Source organism: Nonomuraea basaltis (assembly GCF_005893125.1).
In the GTDB taxonomy this organism is placed as follows: Bacteria; Actinomycetota; Actinomycetes; order Streptosporangiales; family Streptosporangiaceae; genus Nonomuraea; species Nonomuraea basaltis.
The window spans coordinates 43,858-59,909 of the sequence record NZ_VCJS01000067.1 but is presented as its reverse complement, the minus strand read 5'-3'; the positions used below and the strand labels follow the sequence as shown (position 1 = coordinate 59,909).

12 protein-coding genes and 2 pseudogenes are annotated in these 16,052 nt (G+C 70.4%); 9 read left to right on the top strand and 5 right to left on the bottom strand.

Going from position 1 to position 16,052, the window contains the following annotated elements:
- Positions 1-300: 300 nt before the first annotated feature.
- The gene (locus EJK15_RS29315; protein WP_138713703.1) at positions 301-627 is read left to right on the top strand and encodes a hypothetical protein; all 327 of its coding nucleotides are present in this window, start codon (positions 301-303) and stop codon (positions 625-627) included.
- 39 nt (positions 628-666) lie between these two features.
- Here the strand turns inward: EJK15_RS29315 and EJK15_RS29310 are convergent, their stop codons facing one another.
- Both EJK15_RS29310 and EJK15_RS29305 read right to left on the bottom strand, forming a co-directional pair.
- Positions 667-1,386 (bottom strand): MerR family transcriptional regulator, encoded by a 720-nt coding sequence (locus EJK15_RS29310; protein ID WP_171074598.1) that lies wholly within the window; start codon positions 1,384-1,386, stop codon positions 667-669.
- Positions 1,387-1,428: 42 nt separating this feature from the next.
- Positions 1,429-2,853 (bottom strand): serine hydrolase domain-containing protein, encoded by a 1,425-nt coding sequence (locus EJK15_RS29305; protein ID WP_138713701.1) that lies wholly within the window; start codon positions 2,851-2,853, stop codon positions 1,429-1,431.
- Between the two features lie 491 nt (positions 2,854-3,344).
- Here EJK15_RS29305 and EJK15_RS29300 point away from each other — a divergent pair, with 491 nt between their 5' ends.
- Genes EJK15_RS29300 through EJK15_RS29280 form a run of 5 tightly spaced genes read left to right on the top strand, consistent with a single transcriptional unit; the run spans position 3,345 to position 8,021 of the window.
- Entirely contained in the window at positions 3,345-4,130 is a 786-nt protein-coding gene (locus tag EJK15_RS29300; protein ID WP_138713700.1) for a S1C family serine protease, read from the top strand.
- A gap of 25 nt (positions 4,131-4,155) precedes the next feature.
- A complete protein-coding gene (locus EJK15_RS29295) occupies positions 4,156-5,145 on the top strand; it encodes an AAA family ATPase (RefSeq protein WP_138713699.1) in 990 nt (329 codons plus the stop codon).
- 3 nt (positions 5,146-5,148) lie between these two features.
- Positions 5,149-6,033: a DUF58 domain-containing protein gene (locus tag EJK15_RS29290; RefSeq protein ID WP_138713698.1), complete on the top strand. Its 885-nt coding sequence runs from the start codon at positions 5,149-5,151 to the stop codon at positions 6,031-6,033.
- Between the two features lie 17 nt (positions 6,034-6,050).
- The gene (locus EJK15_RS29285; protein WP_240777281.1) at positions 6,051-6,980 is read left to right on the top strand and encodes a VWA domain-containing protein; all 930 of its coding nucleotides are present in this window, start codon (positions 6,051-6,053) and stop codon (positions 6,978-6,980) included.
- Positions 6,981-8,021, top strand: a complete 1,041-nt coding sequence (locus EJK15_RS29280) for a vWA domain-containing protein (RefSeq protein WP_138713696.1) — start codon at positions 6,981-6,983, stop codon at positions 8,019-8,021.
- 268 nt (positions 8,022-8,289) lie between these two features.
- On the opposite strand, the gene EJK15_RS29275 is transcribed toward EJK15_RS29280, so the two are convergent.
- Positions 8,290-9,333 carry a saccharopine dehydrogenase family protein gene (locus EJK15_RS29275; protein WP_138713695.1) on the bottom strand — a complete coding sequence of 348 codons (1,044 nt, stop codon included), beginning with the start codon at positions 9,331-9,333 and terminating at the stop codon, positions 8,290-8,292.
- 101 nt (positions 9,334-9,434) lie between these two features.
- Between EJK15_RS29275 and EJK15_RS29270 the strand changes: the two genes are divergently transcribed.
- The 3 genes from EJK15_RS29270 (at position 9,435) to EJK15_RS74880 (ending at position 12,339) form a co-directional block, all read left to right on the top strand.
- Entirely contained in the window at positions 9,435-10,382 is a 948-nt protein-coding gene (locus EJK15_RS29270; protein WP_138713694.1) for a helix-turn-helix domain-containing protein, read from the top strand.
- A gap of 98 nt (positions 10,383-10,480) precedes the next feature.
- Positions 10,481-11,506, top strand: coding sequence for an ATP-binding cassette domain-containing protein (locus EJK15_RS29265; RefSeq protein ID WP_138713693.1), 1,026 nt, complete (start codon positions 10,481-10,483; stop codon positions 11,504-11,506).
- Complete coding sequence (locus EJK15_RS74880; RefSeq protein ID WP_138713692.1) at positions 11,503-12,339, top strand: ABC transporter permease; 837 nt, start codon at positions 11,503-11,505, stop codon at positions 12,337-12,339. The genes EJK15_RS29265 and EJK15_RS74880 overlap by 4 nt, the downstream gene beginning before the upstream one ends.
- 2,010 nt (positions 12,340-14,349) lie before the next feature.
- Here EJK15_RS74880 and EJK15_RS74875 read toward each other — a convergent pair.
- A pseudogene (locus EJK15_RS74875) lies at positions 14,350-15,252 on the bottom strand (BTAD domain-containing putative transcriptional regulator); the annotation flags it as partial.
- 436 nt (positions 15,253-15,688) lie between these two features.
- Positions 15,689-15,856: pseudogene (locus EJK15_RS29250) on the bottom strand (SbtR family transcriptional regulator); the annotation flags it as partial.
- Positions 15,857-16,052 lie beyond the last annotated feature (196 nt).

Sequence of the window (16,052 nt, the reverse complement as noted above, 5' to 3'; positions counted from 1 at the left end):
CCCTGAAGCAGCTCCCAGCGATCAAACTAATCAACGGCCTCACCCGCGCCATAGAAGAACCGACGTCGGCGGGCAACCCGCACCCATTTTCCCGCCTGAGCGGCGTCCCGGCAGGGACAGGGGAACTAATCAGCGCAGAACGCTCCGCCTCGGTGATGCGCCGTTAACGACCGGCCTCGGGTGCTGGTCATCCAACCCGTCAATCCCGGCATCGTTGAACCTGTGCACCCTGCGCTGCACTTTCCGCTCGCGGTTGGTGCGCACACTGATCCGGCTGTGCACGAGGTACGGCTTCCAGCGGTGAACGCTCTCAAAACCCTCACCGCCACCGGACCCGACTGGATCCTCGGCACCACGGCCGAAGGGCAGCTCATCTCCTACAACATCAGCGGTGCCGGCTCCTGGAAGCGCTACCAGCTACGCGACTCCACCTGGCAGATATTCGACCACCTGCTGTCGCCTGGCGGGGGTGTCTACTACGGCCACCACCGCGACAACTCCATGCGCCACTACCTCGACATCAACCCCTGCGACGGCCGAAACGACGACCTGACCGGCCAGGGCACCGTCGACGCCGACGGCTGGATACAGACCCTCCTGTCCGCCCAGCCCGCCACAGTCACGTGAGCGAATGACAGATGGAGCGAGCAGCACTCAAAGTCGAGGCTAGCCCTTCACGAGTAGGGCGAGGCGGTCCCAGGCGGGGGATGAGGCTCCGGGCTGGGATTGCGCGGCCAACCGCGCGATGGTCGGGTTGTGGACGGGGCGGGTCTCGGATCGGCTGTGGTGATGGGTGTACCAGTTCCGGGTACGGTTCGCGAGGGCGGGGAGGCGGGGATCATCCGGCGACCAGTCGTAGGCGGCGTCATGTTCGAGGTAGAGGGCGCGGAACTCGGGATCGGTCATGAGTTCGCGTTTTTCTGCGATCCACAGGGACGCGTCCTCGGGTGAGGCTGTTTGCATGAGGATCCAGCCGTCGCGTTCCAGGTGCATCTGGCGCTCGCTGACGCCGAGTTCGCGCAAATCGTCGAGAAAGTCGGCGACTTCCGGGGACACGAAAAGCCGGTCGTCGCCGCGCAGCTGGGCGAGTTGATCGCGGGTCTGCCGCAGCTGCGCGATGCGATCTTGGAGGTTGTGGTCGATCTCGGCGATGGCTGCCGTGAGCGCGTCCGGGTCGGCGTCAAGAAGGTCTTTGATGCGGGCCAGTGGCACGCCCGCGTTGGCCAGGGTCCTGATCTTGACGAGGTCGATGGCGTCTTTGGCGGTGTAGCGCCGGTAGCCGGACGAGTCGCGGTCGGGCTCGGCGAGCAGACCGCGCTCGTGATAATGGCGGATGGCTTTGATGGTCACTCCGGCGTAGTCCGCGAGCTGGCCGATCGTGATCATGCTGGACATCCTTCCACCCGGCGGTCAGGTCATTCGGAACGGTCAGGCCCGTCGGGTCAGGCGGCCGCCGCCGTTGCGGAAGCGCGCTTGGCCGTCGCGGACGTCGTGGTAGGAGACGAGCAGCAGCCGCAGGTATCCGTCGAACGTCTCCAGCGGGTATCCGGCAGGCGCGAACAGGCCGGGCCGGATCGGCACGTAGCGCTGCGGCGGGGCGGAGGTCGTGCCGCCTGCGAACTCGGTGAAGATCTGCTTCTGCGATTCGTCCGCCGGTTCGTAGGTCGTCCGCTCCTCGAGCTGACCTTCGACGATGCTGACGTCGATGCGGAGCTGGTTGGAGCGGTAGGTGCCCACGTATGGGGTGAGGTCGACGTCCTGCTCCTCTTCGGTGACCAGGGTGGGGATCTGGACGCCGAGATGCTCGCTCAGGAGCCGCTGCAGGATCTGGTCCTGCAGCATGATCGCCCCCGGGGTGTTGCCGAAGGCGGTGAAGACCAGGTCGTGTTCGGGTACGACGCACAGGATGGACACGCCGCCGGGCGACGCGCCCGACATGGCGAGGACGGTCGTGTCGCCGAACGGGTACCGCACCCAGCCCAGGCCCATCGGCGGGACGTTCGGGCTCGCCATGTCGTGCGAGACCTGCTGCATCAGCGCGGTCGACTCGGCCGACAGGACGCGTGTGCCGGATGGGGAGACACCGCCCGCGAGGTGGGTGCGTCCGAAGGCGAGCAGGTCGGCGATGGTGCCGATCGGCGTGCCGCCGGCCGGCCCCCAGGTGTCGGGCAGCATGAACATGCCTGTGGGCTTGGCCGCCATGGTCTCGGGGTCCAGGAAGTGGCCGACGGCCGTGCTGCGCAGGATGGCCTGCTCGGCTGAGGTGCTGGAGTCCTTCATGCCGGCGGGTGCGTAGATATCGCGCTCGAGCAGGTCGGGGAAGGGCATGCCGGTCACCACTTCCAGCAGGCGGCCGGCGACGATCATGCCGCCGTTGGAGTAGCTGAGCTGCTCGCCGGGTTCGAACAAGGTGCCGCAGCGGCTCGCGAGGCCGTTGACGTAGGTCTTCAGGGCGTCGCGGCCCTTGGCATCGGGGAAGAACAGGTCCGCGTCGATGCCGTTGGTGTGTGAGAGGAGGTGCCGGACCAGGATCCTGTCCGCCGCGCCCGGTGCGGTCAGGGCGAATTCGGGAAGGTACTTCACCACCGGCGTGTCGAGGTCCAGCAGTCCACGGTCGACCTGCTGCAGGACCAGCGTGGTGGTCAGGACCTTGGTGACTGAGCCGAAGAGGAATCCGGTGTCTTCGAGCATCGGTGCGCCGGTGGCGACGTTCGCGGTGCCGTGGGCGACGACGATCTGCTCGCCGGCGTGGTAGACGCCGGCGACGAACCCGGGGACGTTGTTGGACTCGCAATAGGCGGCGGCCTGCTCGCGAATCTGGGCTTCGACGGTGTGCAGTGCGTTGTTGTTCATGCCATTGATCGTCGAACCCTGCCCCTGGGGCAAGGTCAAGCCCGGAACAAAGAAAATCGGTGAGCTCCTTCGGTCGTCAATGCGACTGTTGGGTCTGGAGACATTCGGTAAGGCCGCCGCAGGGCACCAGCGTAATCAGTGACCTCGTCGCGTCCGCACCCAAAGGTGACGGAAACGCCCCATAATGCCGCTGGGCGAGCGCTCGATCTCCGGATTGCCGTGCGTGGCGTTCGCCCCCGCTGCCCGCGAGGTGGTGCGCCTGCTGGATGGCGTGACCGAGGACCGCGCACTCGGCTTCGCAGGTCGCGACCCCGCGTGGACACCCAAACTGGCGTGTCCATCATGGTGGGCAGGAAAGCTCACACGTCCCTCGCAACGGCAAGGATCCGCGTCTCCGTGCAGCGCGCGCGTTGGGCTGCGGGGACCGGTTCTCATGGAGTTCTTAGGCGGGCTTCGTAGCACTTTTTCCTGAGATTGATGACTATGGGGCGATGGAGCGCGTGCCGCAGGAGGCTGGTGCGGCCGAGGCTCAGGGAGCCGTGGCCGGGAGGAGGGCTCGGCGGTTTGTCGTCGGGGGCGGCGCACTTGTCGTCGTGGCGCTGCTGGCGTACTGGCTGGGAAGCAGCGGTGGGAACGGCGAAGGGGCCGCGCCGAGGCCGAGCGCGACGCCCAGTGCGACGCTCACGGTGGCCGACGTCTACAAGAGGGTCGGGCCGTCGGTGGTGGTCATCCAGGCCGGGAAGTCGCTCGGAACCGGGGTGATCGCGGCCGATGACGGGACGATTCTGACCGCGCACCACGTCGTCAAAGGCACGAAGGACGTCAACCTGACGTTCGCCGACGGCACCAAGACGAAGGCCGTTGTCGTGTCGTCGAATCCCAAGCGCGACGTCGCGACCCTCAAGCCCACGGAGCTGCCGGAGATCGTCGTCCCGGCGACGCTCGGCGGCGCCGTGGCCGTGGGCGCGCCCGTCGTGGCGATCGGCAATCCGCTGGGCCTGACCTACAGCGTCTCCACCGGCGTCGTGTCGGGCCTGAACCGGACCGCCGAAGACGGCGACCTGAGCGAGCTCATCCAGTTCGACGCCTCCGTCAACCCGGGCAGCTCCGGCGGTCCCCTCCTGGACGCTCGCGGCCTGGTCATCGGGATCGTCGTCTCGATCGCCGACCCGGGAGGCGACGAGGCGTTCGCCGGCATCGCGTTCGCGGTGCCGATCGGCGTGGCTCTGGGCGGCGGCGAAGGCGACGGCCCGCCGGGCGACGGGCTCGCGATCTGATGGAAGCCTCACGAGAAGGAACACCATGACCTCGACCAAGTCCCCCGAGTCGGCCCATCCGCTCGAACATGTGCTGTTCGAGGTCAAACGCACGATCGTCGGGCAGGACGTCCTGCTGGAGCGCATGGCCGTCGCGCTGATCGCCGACGGCCACCTGCTCGTCGAGGGCGTGCCGGGCCTGGCCAAGACGCTCGCGGTGAGATCGCTGGCCGCCGCGATCGCCGGGAGTTTCCAGCGCGTCCAGTTCACCCCCGACCTGGTGCCCGCCGACCTCGTGGGCACGCGGGTCTACCACCAGCACTCCGGGGAGTTCAAAACCGAGCTCGGCCCGGTGTTCGCGAACCTGCTGCTGGCCGACGAGATCAACCGCGCCCCCGCCAAGGTGCAGAGCGCTCTGCTGGAAGTGATGCAGGAACATCAGGTGACGATCGGACGTGAGACGTTCCGGGTGCCCGAGCCGTTCCTGGTCATGGCGACGGAGAACCCGATCGAGTCGGAGGGCACCTACCCGCTGCCCGAAGCGCAGGTCGACCGTTTCATGATGAAGGTGGTCGTCGACTATCCGACGCAGGCCGAAGAGCAAGCGATCGTCGAACGAGCGCTGCGTCCGCCCGAGCCGCCACAGCCGATGGTGACGGCCGAGGACCTGATCGCGATGCGGGCCCGCGCTCAGAAGGTGTACGTCGATCCGGCGATCGTCGACTACGCGGTACGGCTGGTCGCCGTGACGCGTTCCCCCGCGACGGCAGGGCTCGGCGAGCTGGAACGGTACGTCACCTACGGGGCGAGCCCGCGGGCGTCCATCGCGCTCGTCACGGGCGCCCGGGCGGTGGCGTTCCTGCGCGGCCGCGACTACGTCCTGCCGCGCGACCTGTCCGAGCTCGCGCTCGACGTGCTGCGCCACCGCCTCGTGCTGTCCTACGAGGCCCTCGCGGACGACGTCGACGCCGACACGATCATCACCAGGGTGCTCGGGGCCGTCCGGGCGCCCGACGTCGTCCTGCAGAATCGCTGAGCCATGGCCACCGCCCCCGAGAGACTCCTGCTCCGCCTGGAGTGGAAGGTCGTCCGCAGGCTCGACGGCCGGCTCCAGGGCATGCACCGCACCGCGCACCGCGGCTCCGGGATCGACTTCACCGGGTTGCGCGCCTACAGCGACGGCGATGACGCCCGGCACATCGACTGGAACGTGACCGCACGGCTGGACGAGCCGCACCTGCGAGTGTTCACCGAGGAACGCGAGCTGACGGTGTGGCTCGTGTGCGACCGGTCGGCGTCGATGGCGGCCGGTCGGCCGGGGCGCGGCAAGCACGACGTGCTCGCCGAGCTCGCGCTCGTCCTGACTCGGCTGTTCGGCCGGGGCGGCAACCGCGTCGGCGCCCTGCTGTTCGACAGCGGGATGCTGCGCGTCGTGCCGCCCGGCACCTCCCGGCGGCACGCGCTGCGGATCGGCGCCGAGCTGGAACGTACCGCCGAGGCGCGGGGCGGCGTCACCACCGACCTGGCGGAGATGCTCGATGCAGCCGGACGGCTCGCGCGCCGCCGCGCACTCGTCGTCGTGCTGTCGGACTTCATCGGCGACGGCGACTGGGAACGCTCGCTTCAGCGCCTGGCCCGGCGGCACGAGGTGGTCGCCCTGCGGATCGTGGACACCGCCGACGATGTGCTGCCCGAAGCCGGGCTGATCGTGGTCGAGGACGCCGAGACCGGCGAGCAGCTCGTCGTCGACTCCGCCGACCCCCTGTTGCGGGTACGCTTCCGCGCCGCTGTCGACGCCCGCGACGCCCGGCTCGCGGCGGGCATGCGCCGGGCCGGGGTGCCCGTCCACCGCATCGACACCGACCGCGATCTGGCCGAGGCGCTCGTCGAGGTCGTCGCCCGAACCCGGGACCGGTCGGCATGACCCTGTCGTCCCCGCTGGTGTTAATTGTTGGACTGCTCGTCACAGCGGCGCTCACCTGGGCGGCCGTCGTCTCGGCGCGCCGCCGGACGGCCGCGCTCGCCGCGGCCGGTGTCGCCGTGCCGGGCGGACGCCGGGCGTACCTCGGAATCGGCCTGACGATCGCCGGCGTCGGGGTACTCGCGATCGCCACCGCCGGACCGGCGGCCATGGTGCCGGTCCCGCGGACCGGGGGCACCGTCATCCTCGCCATCGACGTCTCCAACAGCATGGGTGCCGACGACGTCGCGCCCACCCGGATGGCGGCCGCGCAGCGGGCGGCCCGTGCGTTCGTGGCGGCGCAGCCCGACAGCGTCGACATCGGAGTCGTCGCGTTCGGGCGGGGCGGGTTCACCACCGCACGGCCCGACGCCGACCACTCCATCGCGCTCGCGGCCATCGACCGGCTGAAGATCACCGGTGGCACCTCGCTGGGGGCGGCCATCATGGCCTCGCTGACGGCGATCACCGGCAAGCCGGTGGCCGTCGGCGACGACGGCGCCGCGCCCGACATCGGCTACTGGCCGTCGGCGACGATCGTGATGTTCTCCGACGGCCAGAACACGAGCGGGGACGTCGAACAGGCCGCCACCGTGGCCCAGCAGGCGGGCGTCCACATCCACACCGTCGGGGTCGGCACCACGGCCGGGGCGACGGTGAAGGTCGACGGCTACCACCTGCAGACCTCGCTCGAGGAGGACACCCTCACCGTGATCGCGCAGACCACCGGCGGCGCCTACCACCCCGCCTCCGACGCCGCGCGGCTCGACGGGATCGCCGACACGATCGATCTGCGGCTCACCGTCTCCGACGAGCCGCTGCCCCTCGCCGGCGGGCTGATCGGGCTCGCCCTCGCACTGCTCACCGCAGGAGCGGCGCTCACCGTGCTCCGGTCTGGACGGGTGATCTGAATGTCGTTCTCATGGCCGTGGGCGCTGCTGTCGGTCCTGATCATCCCGCTGATCTTCGCCATCCGCGAGTGGGCGCGGCGCCGCCGCCGGCGGGCCACCGTGCGCGTCACCTCGATCGCGCTCGTACGGAGCGCCCTGCCGGGCGGTACGCGCTGGACGCGGAAGATCCCCGCGGCACTGCTCATAGCCGGGCTCGCGCTGCTCGCGGTCGGGGCCGCGCGACCGCAGGCGTCGGTGCCGGTGCCGCAGACGTCGGCGACGATCCTGCTCGCGCTCGACACCTCCGGCTCCATGTGCTCCACGGACGTCGACCCCAACCGCATCACCGCCGCGAAGAAGGCCGCCGCGGAGTTCATCGAGTCGCAGCGGGGTGGGCCGCGCATCGGCTTGGTCACCTTCGCGGGCACCGCGGGTCTGCTCGTCCCTCCCACCGACGACACCGACTCGCTGATCGAGGCGCTGGACAACCTCACCGTGTCCCGCGGCACCGCGATCGGGCAGGCCATGCTCACCTCGATCGACGCGATCGCGGAGGTCGACCCCTCGGTCGCCCCCACCGGGGCGAACCCCGGCGGCGGCGAAGGCTACGCCGGTGCCGCGATCATCGTGCTCACCGACGGCGCCAACACTCAGGGCGTCGACCCCCAGACCGCCGCCCAGGAGGCAGCCCTGCGCCGCGTCCGCGTCTTCCCCATCGGCTTCGGCACCACGAACCCGGCTCCGATGGTGTGCGACAACTCACAGTTCGACGGCGGCTTCGGCGGCTGGGGTGGCCGCGGCAGATTCGACAGCGGCCGCAACCCCCGCACCATCGACGAGCCGGCACTCAAACAGATAGCCCAGACCACCGGCGGCTCCTACCACCGCGCTGAGAACGCCGACCAGCTCCAAAGCGCCCTCAACGCCCTCCCCGGCAGCTTCACCGTCATCCGCCAGCGGGTCGACACAGCCGCCGCCTTCGCCGCAGGCGGCGCCATCCTCATTACCGCGGCCCTGTCCCTCTCCCTCTGGTGGAACCGCCCCCGGACCCCGGCCCGCTGACGGTACCTGTGGCCGGAACGCCTCGGCGGTCACCGCCGGTTCGCGGCCGTCCACGTCCGCTGGTGGGGCCTGGACCACACGACAGGACACGTCGGCCTCGGCCCCAGGAGGCCGGCGGGCACACAGCGCTCAGCAGCCGATCTCCTCGGCACCGGCCCTGCGGACGAGGCGCAAGCAGCTCCTCGGCGTGGACGGCCGCCCCGCACGGGTGGTCGGCCTGCTCATCGACCGCACGGGCCACGGTCTGGATCCCGGCACGGGTCGCCGGTCAGCCGCGTGTGCCGAGCGGGACGTGCAGCGACAGATGCGAGGACAGGGCGCGGAGGAAGTCCGGGGCGTCGAAGACCGCGCCCGCGGAGGCGACGCCGGTCGTCCTGGTCCGGCCGGTGAGGATGCGGTCGACGGCCTCCACCGCGAGCGGCGCACTGATGGCGTAGATGTCCTGACCGGCGGCGACCACGCGGCGTTCCGTGCCGCCGGAGCGGACGAGGACGTCGATGACGAAGGTCTGCGCGGAGCGGCCGCGCTCGTCGACGGCGGTCGGTGCCGAGGCGTCAGGAGCGGACAGGTCTGCGGCCGCCTTGGCGGTCATGTAGGTGCGCACCTCCGGGACGGCCAGGTGGCTGGGAACGGTGACGACGTCGGCCATGGTGAACTCTGCGATGACGCTCTGGAGGCCGAGCGGAGCCGGGAAGGGCCACTCCAGGGTCGGCAGAGCGTCGTCGTGGTACTCCAGCCGTCCGCCGGTGTAGCGGACACGGCGGCCACCCCGTCGCTGCCCCGAGACCGCGCCCGCAGCGAGCGTTCCGGCAGTGGGGTGCCAACTGCTCAGGCCATAGGCGATGTGCGCCTCGTCCGCCGCCGTCCAGTCGCCCATCGCGGTGGTGACCAACAGGTCGCCGAGGCCGCCGTAGAAGGCCATCGCCGGGACCACCACGGTGCCCGCGGCGCGGGCGCGCTCCGCGAAGTGCGCGAACGTGTCAAGGTTCGCCTCGATCTCGGCCGCCACGTCGACATACGGGATGCCGGCGCGCAGCGCCGCCTCGACCAGCGGGGCGGCGGTCGTGGCAAAGGGCCCGGCGCAGTTGATCACGGCGGCCGCGCCGTTCAGCGCGCGGTCGAGCGAGGCCGGATCGTCGACCGACGCCTGCCGCGCCTCCAGCCCGGGGTGGGCCTCCACCAGCGCCAGCAGCTTGTCCTGGTCGCGGCCGAGAAGCAACGGGACGTATCCGCGCTCGCGCAACTCCGCGACCACGAACCGCCCGGTGTGCCCGTAGGCGCCGAACACCGCCACGTTCTGACCCGATCCCATGCCTGCTCCCTCGTGCTCGAAGTGCTTCACTGCGTGAATCCTGTCCCCGTTGCCCATCGGCGCCCAGTGTCCGGAACGACACGACCCGTACAATTCCGGACATGAGCTCTTTCCCACGCTCCGTCGCGGTCGCCGCTACCGACGGGATGCTGCACTTCGAGCTGGCCCTGGCCTACGAGGTCTTCGGCTCCGCCCCGGACGCCGTGCCAAGTCCCTGGTACGACGTCAGGGTGTGCGGCACGCACGCCGTCCGGGTCGGCCGGTTCCTCATGGAGCCGGACTGCGGGCTCGACCGGCTGGCGCACGCCGACACCGTGATCGTTCCCGCCTTGGCGGACGTTGACGAGGACCCGCCGGCCGACCTGGTCGAGGCGGTGCGCGCGGCCCACGAGTCAGGCGCGCGGGTGGTCTCCCTGTGCACGGGCGCGTTCGTGCTCGCCGCCGCCGGCCTGCTGGACGGGCTGCGCGCGACCACGCACTGGGCCCACACCGAGGAACTGGCCGCGCGCTATCCCCGGGTGAAGGTCGACCCGGACGTGCTCTACGTCGACAACGGCAGCGTGCTCACGTCTGCGGGCAAGGCCGCAGCGATGGACCTGTGCCTGCATCTGGTCCGGCGCGACCACGGCTCGGCGATCGCCAACGTGGTCGCCCGCCGCCTGGTCGTGCCGCCCCACCGGGCCGGTGGCCAGGCCCAGTTCGTCACCACACCGGTGCCCGCCCAGGACGGCCATGCCCTGGCTGAGCTGCTCCCCTGGGTGATGAGGCGGCTGGACCAGCCGCTCACCGTTGAGGACCTGGCCCGTCAGGCGAACATGAGCTCGCGCCACCTGGCCCGCCACTTCCGCTCGGTAACCGGCACCACCCCGCTGCAGTGGCTGCTGACGCAGCGGATCCGCCGCGCGCAGGAGCTGCTGGAGACCACGGACGACAGCGTCGACACGATCGCCTCGTCCGCGGGCATGGGCACGGCGACGACACTGCGCCGCCACTTCCACCGCACGATCGGCGTACCGCCGGATGCCTACCGCCGCACGTTCCGGGCGTGAGGCTGTGGTCCTCGCCACTGCTGTCACAAGCGTCGCTCCCGGCAACCGGTGAAACCGGCTGAGGGTGCCGTGAAACCGGCGCCGCCGAGAGTGAAGCCATGAGCATCGCAAAACTCGGACGCACCGGGGGCGGCCCCGCCTCCGACGGAGCCACAGATCTGGCCGTACGTGCGGAAGGGCTGGTGAAGACGTTCGGCGGGCACCGTGCCGTCGATGGGATCGACCTGGATGTACGTCCCGGTGAGGTCTTCGGCGTCCTCGGCCCGAACGGCGCCGGCAAGACCACCACGCTACGGATGCTGGCCACGCTGTTGAAGATCGACGCCGGTCGTGCCGAGATCTTCGGGGTCGACGTGGCCGCCAACCCGCACATGATTCGCCAGCTGGTCGGCGTCACCGGACAGTACGCGTCGGTCGACGAGAACCTGACTGCCCGCGAGAACCTCTGGCTCTTCAGTCGCCTGCAGGGCATCGCCGCATCGCGCGCCCGGCGCATCGCCGTCGAATTGCTGGGCCAGTTCGGCCTGGAGGAGGCTGCCGACAGACCGATCGCGCAGTTCTCCGGTGGCATGCGCCGGCGCCTCGACCTGGCGGCCAGCCTGATCACCAGGCCACCGCTGATCTTCCTCGACGAGCCGACCACCGGTCTCGATCCGCGCACGCGCGGCCAGATGTGGGACACCATCCGCGGTCTGGTCGCCGATGGCTGCACAGTGCTGCTGACCACGCAATATCTGGACGAGGCCGATCAGCTCGCCGATCGCGTCGCCGTCATCGACCACGGCCGCAAGGTCGCCGAGGGCACCCCCGACGAGTTGAAGACCGCGGTCGGCAACTCCGCCCTCCAGTTGCTGCTCGCCGAGCCGGGCGAGGTGCCCACCGCCGTGGGGGTCGTGCGGCGCGTCCTCGGCTCCGACCCGGTTCTCGGCCCGGAGCAGGGCCGCCTCAACGTCGCCCTCGACCAGGCCGACCTGGCCGCGGACGTACTGATCGCGCTGCGCACCGCCGGGGTGTCGATCTCTTCGGTCAGCGTGGCCAAGCCCAGCCTGGACGAGGTGTTCCTCGCCCTCACCGGCCACGAGACGGACGGGGACGACAAGACCGGCACGGAGGAGAACCGATGAGCACCATGATCGCACCCGCCCGCGAGGCGGTCCGGGCCGCCGATCGCGTGGCGGCCGCCCGGCGGCGCGTCTCCATGAGAGAGACGCTCGGCCAGACCCTGACGATGGCGTGGCGGGCGGTCAAGAAGATGCGCCGCAACCCGGAGCAGTTCTTCGACGTGGCGCTGCAGCCCATCCTGTTCACCGCGATGTTCGCCTTCGTCTTCGGCGGCGCCATCGCAGGCGACGTACAGAGCTACCTCCCCCTGATGATCCCCGGCATCCTCGCCCAGACCGTGCTGACGACGTGCATGGCCACGGGCACGCAACTCCGCGAGGACCTGGAGAAGGGCGTCTTCGACCGGTTCAAGTCGCTGCCGATCGCCCGGATCGCGCCGCTCGCCGGCCCAATGGTGGCCGACCTGCTGCGCTACACGATCGCGGCCACTCTGACCTTCGCCATGGGCCTGCTGATGGGCTACCGCCCGGGCGGCGGAGCGGGCGGCGTGCTCGCCGCGATCCTGCTGGCGATCATCACGGGCTGGTCGCTGGCGTGGGTCTTCACCTGGGTCGGCACGATCGCCAGGAGCGCCCAGGCCGTCCAGGGCATCTCCATGATGATCTTGTTCCCGCTGACGTTCCTGTCGAACGCGTTCGTCCCCGTCGAGACCCTGCCCGGCTGGCTGGCCGCGTTCGTACGGATCAACCCGGTCTCACACCTGGTCACGGCCGCCCGCGACCTCGCCAACAGCGCCCTCGTCAGCGGAGAGGTGGCCTGGACGCTCCTGGCGTGCCTGATCGTCATCGCGATCTTCGCGCCACTGTCGGTACGCAGTTACAAGCGGCACATGTGACCTCCGCCCGTCACGGCCGGAGACCTGCTCAACGAGACCGCGCGCCTCGTCGAGCAGGTCAGGGCCGCGTCGATCGCCGTACTCGGCCCGCACAGCTGCGATCAGCCCCGGCTCGGCCCGCTCCGCGTACGGTTCGATCCGCTCGAAGGTCATGCAGGGCATGCTGCTGTTGTACGCGAACCGCTCGGCCAGCACCAGCAACCCGATCGCGTCGCGGGGAGCCATTGCTCCCCGCAGCAGCCCCCAGGCGCCGAGCGCGAAGAGCATCGAGCCGCACAGCGGGTAGTCGAGGTTTTCCGCGGCCAGCAGGTCGCAGCCCCGGACGGTGGAGAACAGCTCCTCGCCGTACCGGGCGTCTTCCGGCGGGGCGTGGTACGCGTACGCCGTCAGGGTGACCGACTCCGCGATGATCGTCCACGGCATGAGCTCCGCGCGCGGCACCCCGGGCACGCGCAGGTCGCGCGCCCGCTGGACGGCCAGGCGGTATTCCGCGAGCGCGGCGGCCGTCTCGCCGCGGGCGAGGGCGAGCTCGGCCGCGCACAACGAGACGATCGCCACCCCGCCGAGCACTGCCTCGTTGTCGTTGATCCGGGCGATCTCGGCGAGCTCGGCCTCCGCGGTGTCGAGGTCGCCGTCGGCGAGCGCGGAGATCAGCAGCACCGCGCGGAGCTGGGTCTCGTCATCGGTGGCGCCGAGCCGGCTCAGGACCGGGATGGCGGTCCGCGCGTGTCCGACCGCCCGCCTGCGGTCGCCGAGCTGCATGACCAGGTTGGCCAGCGTGGCGTGCATGATCGCGGCGACCCACGGCCCCTCGTCCTCGCGGAGCATCGTCAGAGTTCGCTCGGCGGCCTCGATCGCCTCGGTCACGGCTCCCGCGTTCTCCAAGACGTGGACGTTCGTCTGCGTCGCCGCCAAGGCCACGTCACGGTCGGCGCTCCGGGACAACTCCGCCAGCCGGTGGCGCACGTCGGCGTCGTCGGCAGCGTCGCACGCGATCAGCACCGTGGCCATCGCCGCCAGGCGGGGATCCGTGGTGTCACTGGTGGGCAGCGTGCGGAGGAGGTCGCGCAGCGGATCGTCGCGGTGGTCGGTGATGATCATGATGTTCATGAGCATGATGAGCATGGCGGCCCTGGTCACCTCGACGAGGTACGGCGGCGGAACCCAGCCGGTGATCGCCTGGTTGATCGCGTCCCGGTGAACGAACACCCGGGAGTGGTCGCCACGGATCGACCACAATGCGCCGACGCCGGCCAGCAACTGGACCGTCGTGACGGGATCGGCGTCGCCGAGAGCCTGCCGGAGCAGTTCGGCGAGATTGCTCTCCTCGGCGTCCAACGCGTCGGCCGCCGCGAACTGCGCTGGGCCGAACAGCCGGGAGGCGTGTTCGAGGGTGTACGCCGTCGCCCAGGCCCGCTGCGCCGTCCGGGCGGGCGCCTCCTCGCCGGCCTCGTTCAGCCGCATCCGCCCGAACTCCCTGACGGTCTCCAGCATCCGGTAGCGCAGGCCGTACGTCGTCTCGCGGACGCTCAGCATCGACTGCTCGGTCAGCGCGTCTATGACGTGCAGGGTGTCCGGGCCGAGTACGTGCTCGGCCGTGGCCAGCGTGAAACCGTCGCCGAACAGAGACAACCACCGCAACGCCTGCCGTTCTGGCTCCTCCAGCAGATTCCACGACCAGTCGATGACCGCGAGCAGCGTCTTGTGCCGGTCGGGGGCCGTACGGTTCCCTCCGCGCAGCAGGGCGAACCGGTCCGCCAGGCGCCGCGCGATCTCCTCCACCGACATCACCCGCACCCTGGCCGCGGCCAGCTCGATCGCGAGCGGCAGCCCGTCGAGGCGGGCGACAACCTCCTCGACCACTCCCTCGTCGATCCGCACACCCGGGCGGGCGGCCGTGGCGCGCTGGCGGAACAACTCCACCGCGTCGCCCGTGGGCAGCTCGCCGAGCAGGTAGACGCGTTCGGCGGGGATCGACAAGGGGGCGCGCGAGGTGATGAGCACGCGCAGGTCGCGGGTCGTCACGGTCAGGAACGCCACCAGGTCGGCGACGGCCTCGATCACGTGCTCGCAGTTGTCCAGGATCAGCAGCGCCGGAGCCTGGTCGAGATGCTGGGCGATCCGGGTGCGTACGTCGGAGCGCTGCTCAGCGGTCAGGGCACGACGCCCACTGATCGAGTCCCGAACCCCGAGCGCCGAGCCCACCTCGCCCACCACGCCCTCCGGCGAGGAGACGCCGACGAGCTCGACGAAGTGAGCGATGGGCTGAGTGGCGTTCCTGCCGACGACATGGGCCAGCCGCGTCTTGCCCAGTCCGCCAGGGCCGATGATGGAGACCACCCGGTTGGTCTGCAACAGGGCGTGCACCGCACGGATGTCGCCGTCGCGGCCGAGCAGCGAGGAACCGTCGAACAGGATGCCCTCACGTACCGGCCGATCGGCGACGAGGAGTTCGGCGTACACGCGGGCGAGCTCAGGCCCTGGTCCAGTGCCGAGCCGCGCGACCAGGCCCGCGCGATACCGCTCGTAACGCTCCAGAGCGGCGGCGGCACCTCGTACGGCGGCCTCGCTGCGCAGCAGGCAGGCGAGCAGCTCCTCGTCGTGTGGCCGATCGGCCGCGGCCTCCTCCAACAGCGGCAGCGCGCCCTCGTGAGCGCCGCTGCGGCTCCGCGCGATAGCCGCCACCCGTCGCGCCTCAGCCACCCACCCTGCTGCGACGCCCCTCAGCTCAGCGAGAGGGCCCGTGGCACCGTCCAAGCCGCCGGCCACGAGACCCATGGCCTCCTCGGCGCGGCGACGCGCGAGCGCCATGTCGTCCTCGCCCAGTGCGGCCCGCGCCTGCTCCACCAGCGCGCCGAGCAGCAGCACGTCCACCTGACCAGCGGGCAGTCCGAGCCGGTAACCATGCGGCATCCTCACCGCGACGTCGGCGCAGGTCGCCGCCCTGGTCCGCGAGATCACCACCTGCAGCGCCTTCGTCGGGTTGGCCGGCGCCTCGTCGGGCCACAGCTCATCGACCAGGCGCTCGACACTGACCCCTGCGCGCCCGTGCATGGCGAGTACGGCCAGCAGGGTTTGCGCGCGATCGCCGACCACGCGCACGCCCCGCCAGCGGACGTCGTCGAGCAGGACCAGTGGGGGGGACACACCTTCAGCTTACGGACGAGTCGCAATTGGGGAGCGAAGGCCTTCCGCGACACGGTGAACAAGGGGGCGGGATCCCGCCACGCAACCACGTCGTCGGGCGACTTTGTAGGTCAGTGGTGCCCGGCCTTGATCGTGGCGTTTGCGAATGACGGTTGTCGTCCGCAGGATCGTGGATCCTTCGGTATTTGGGAGTGTGCGTTGCTTACCGGGGCTGGGGTCGTAGCCCGTCGAGGATGAGCTGGGCGATGTGCGCGGAGCGCTTGCGGCTGGTTTCTGCGCCGGCGTGGCGGATCGCGGCGAAGGCGCCGGCGACCAGTGCCATTACCTCGTCGACGGTGAGGTCGGGGCGCACCGCGCCGGCTTCGTGCGCGCGATACTGGAGACGACAAGGGTGTCGACGTCCTTATCCGGCCCAGGTCGAGGAGCGTAACGACCTTCCACGCCCTCCAGTTTCCATCCAATGTTGATGATCAGTAAGTTCGTGCCGGCGAAGCTTCAGCGGCACGAAGTGCTGGTGCGTCAGGGGAGGTGCGGATGAGTTTGGACTCCGATCGCCGATGTCGCTT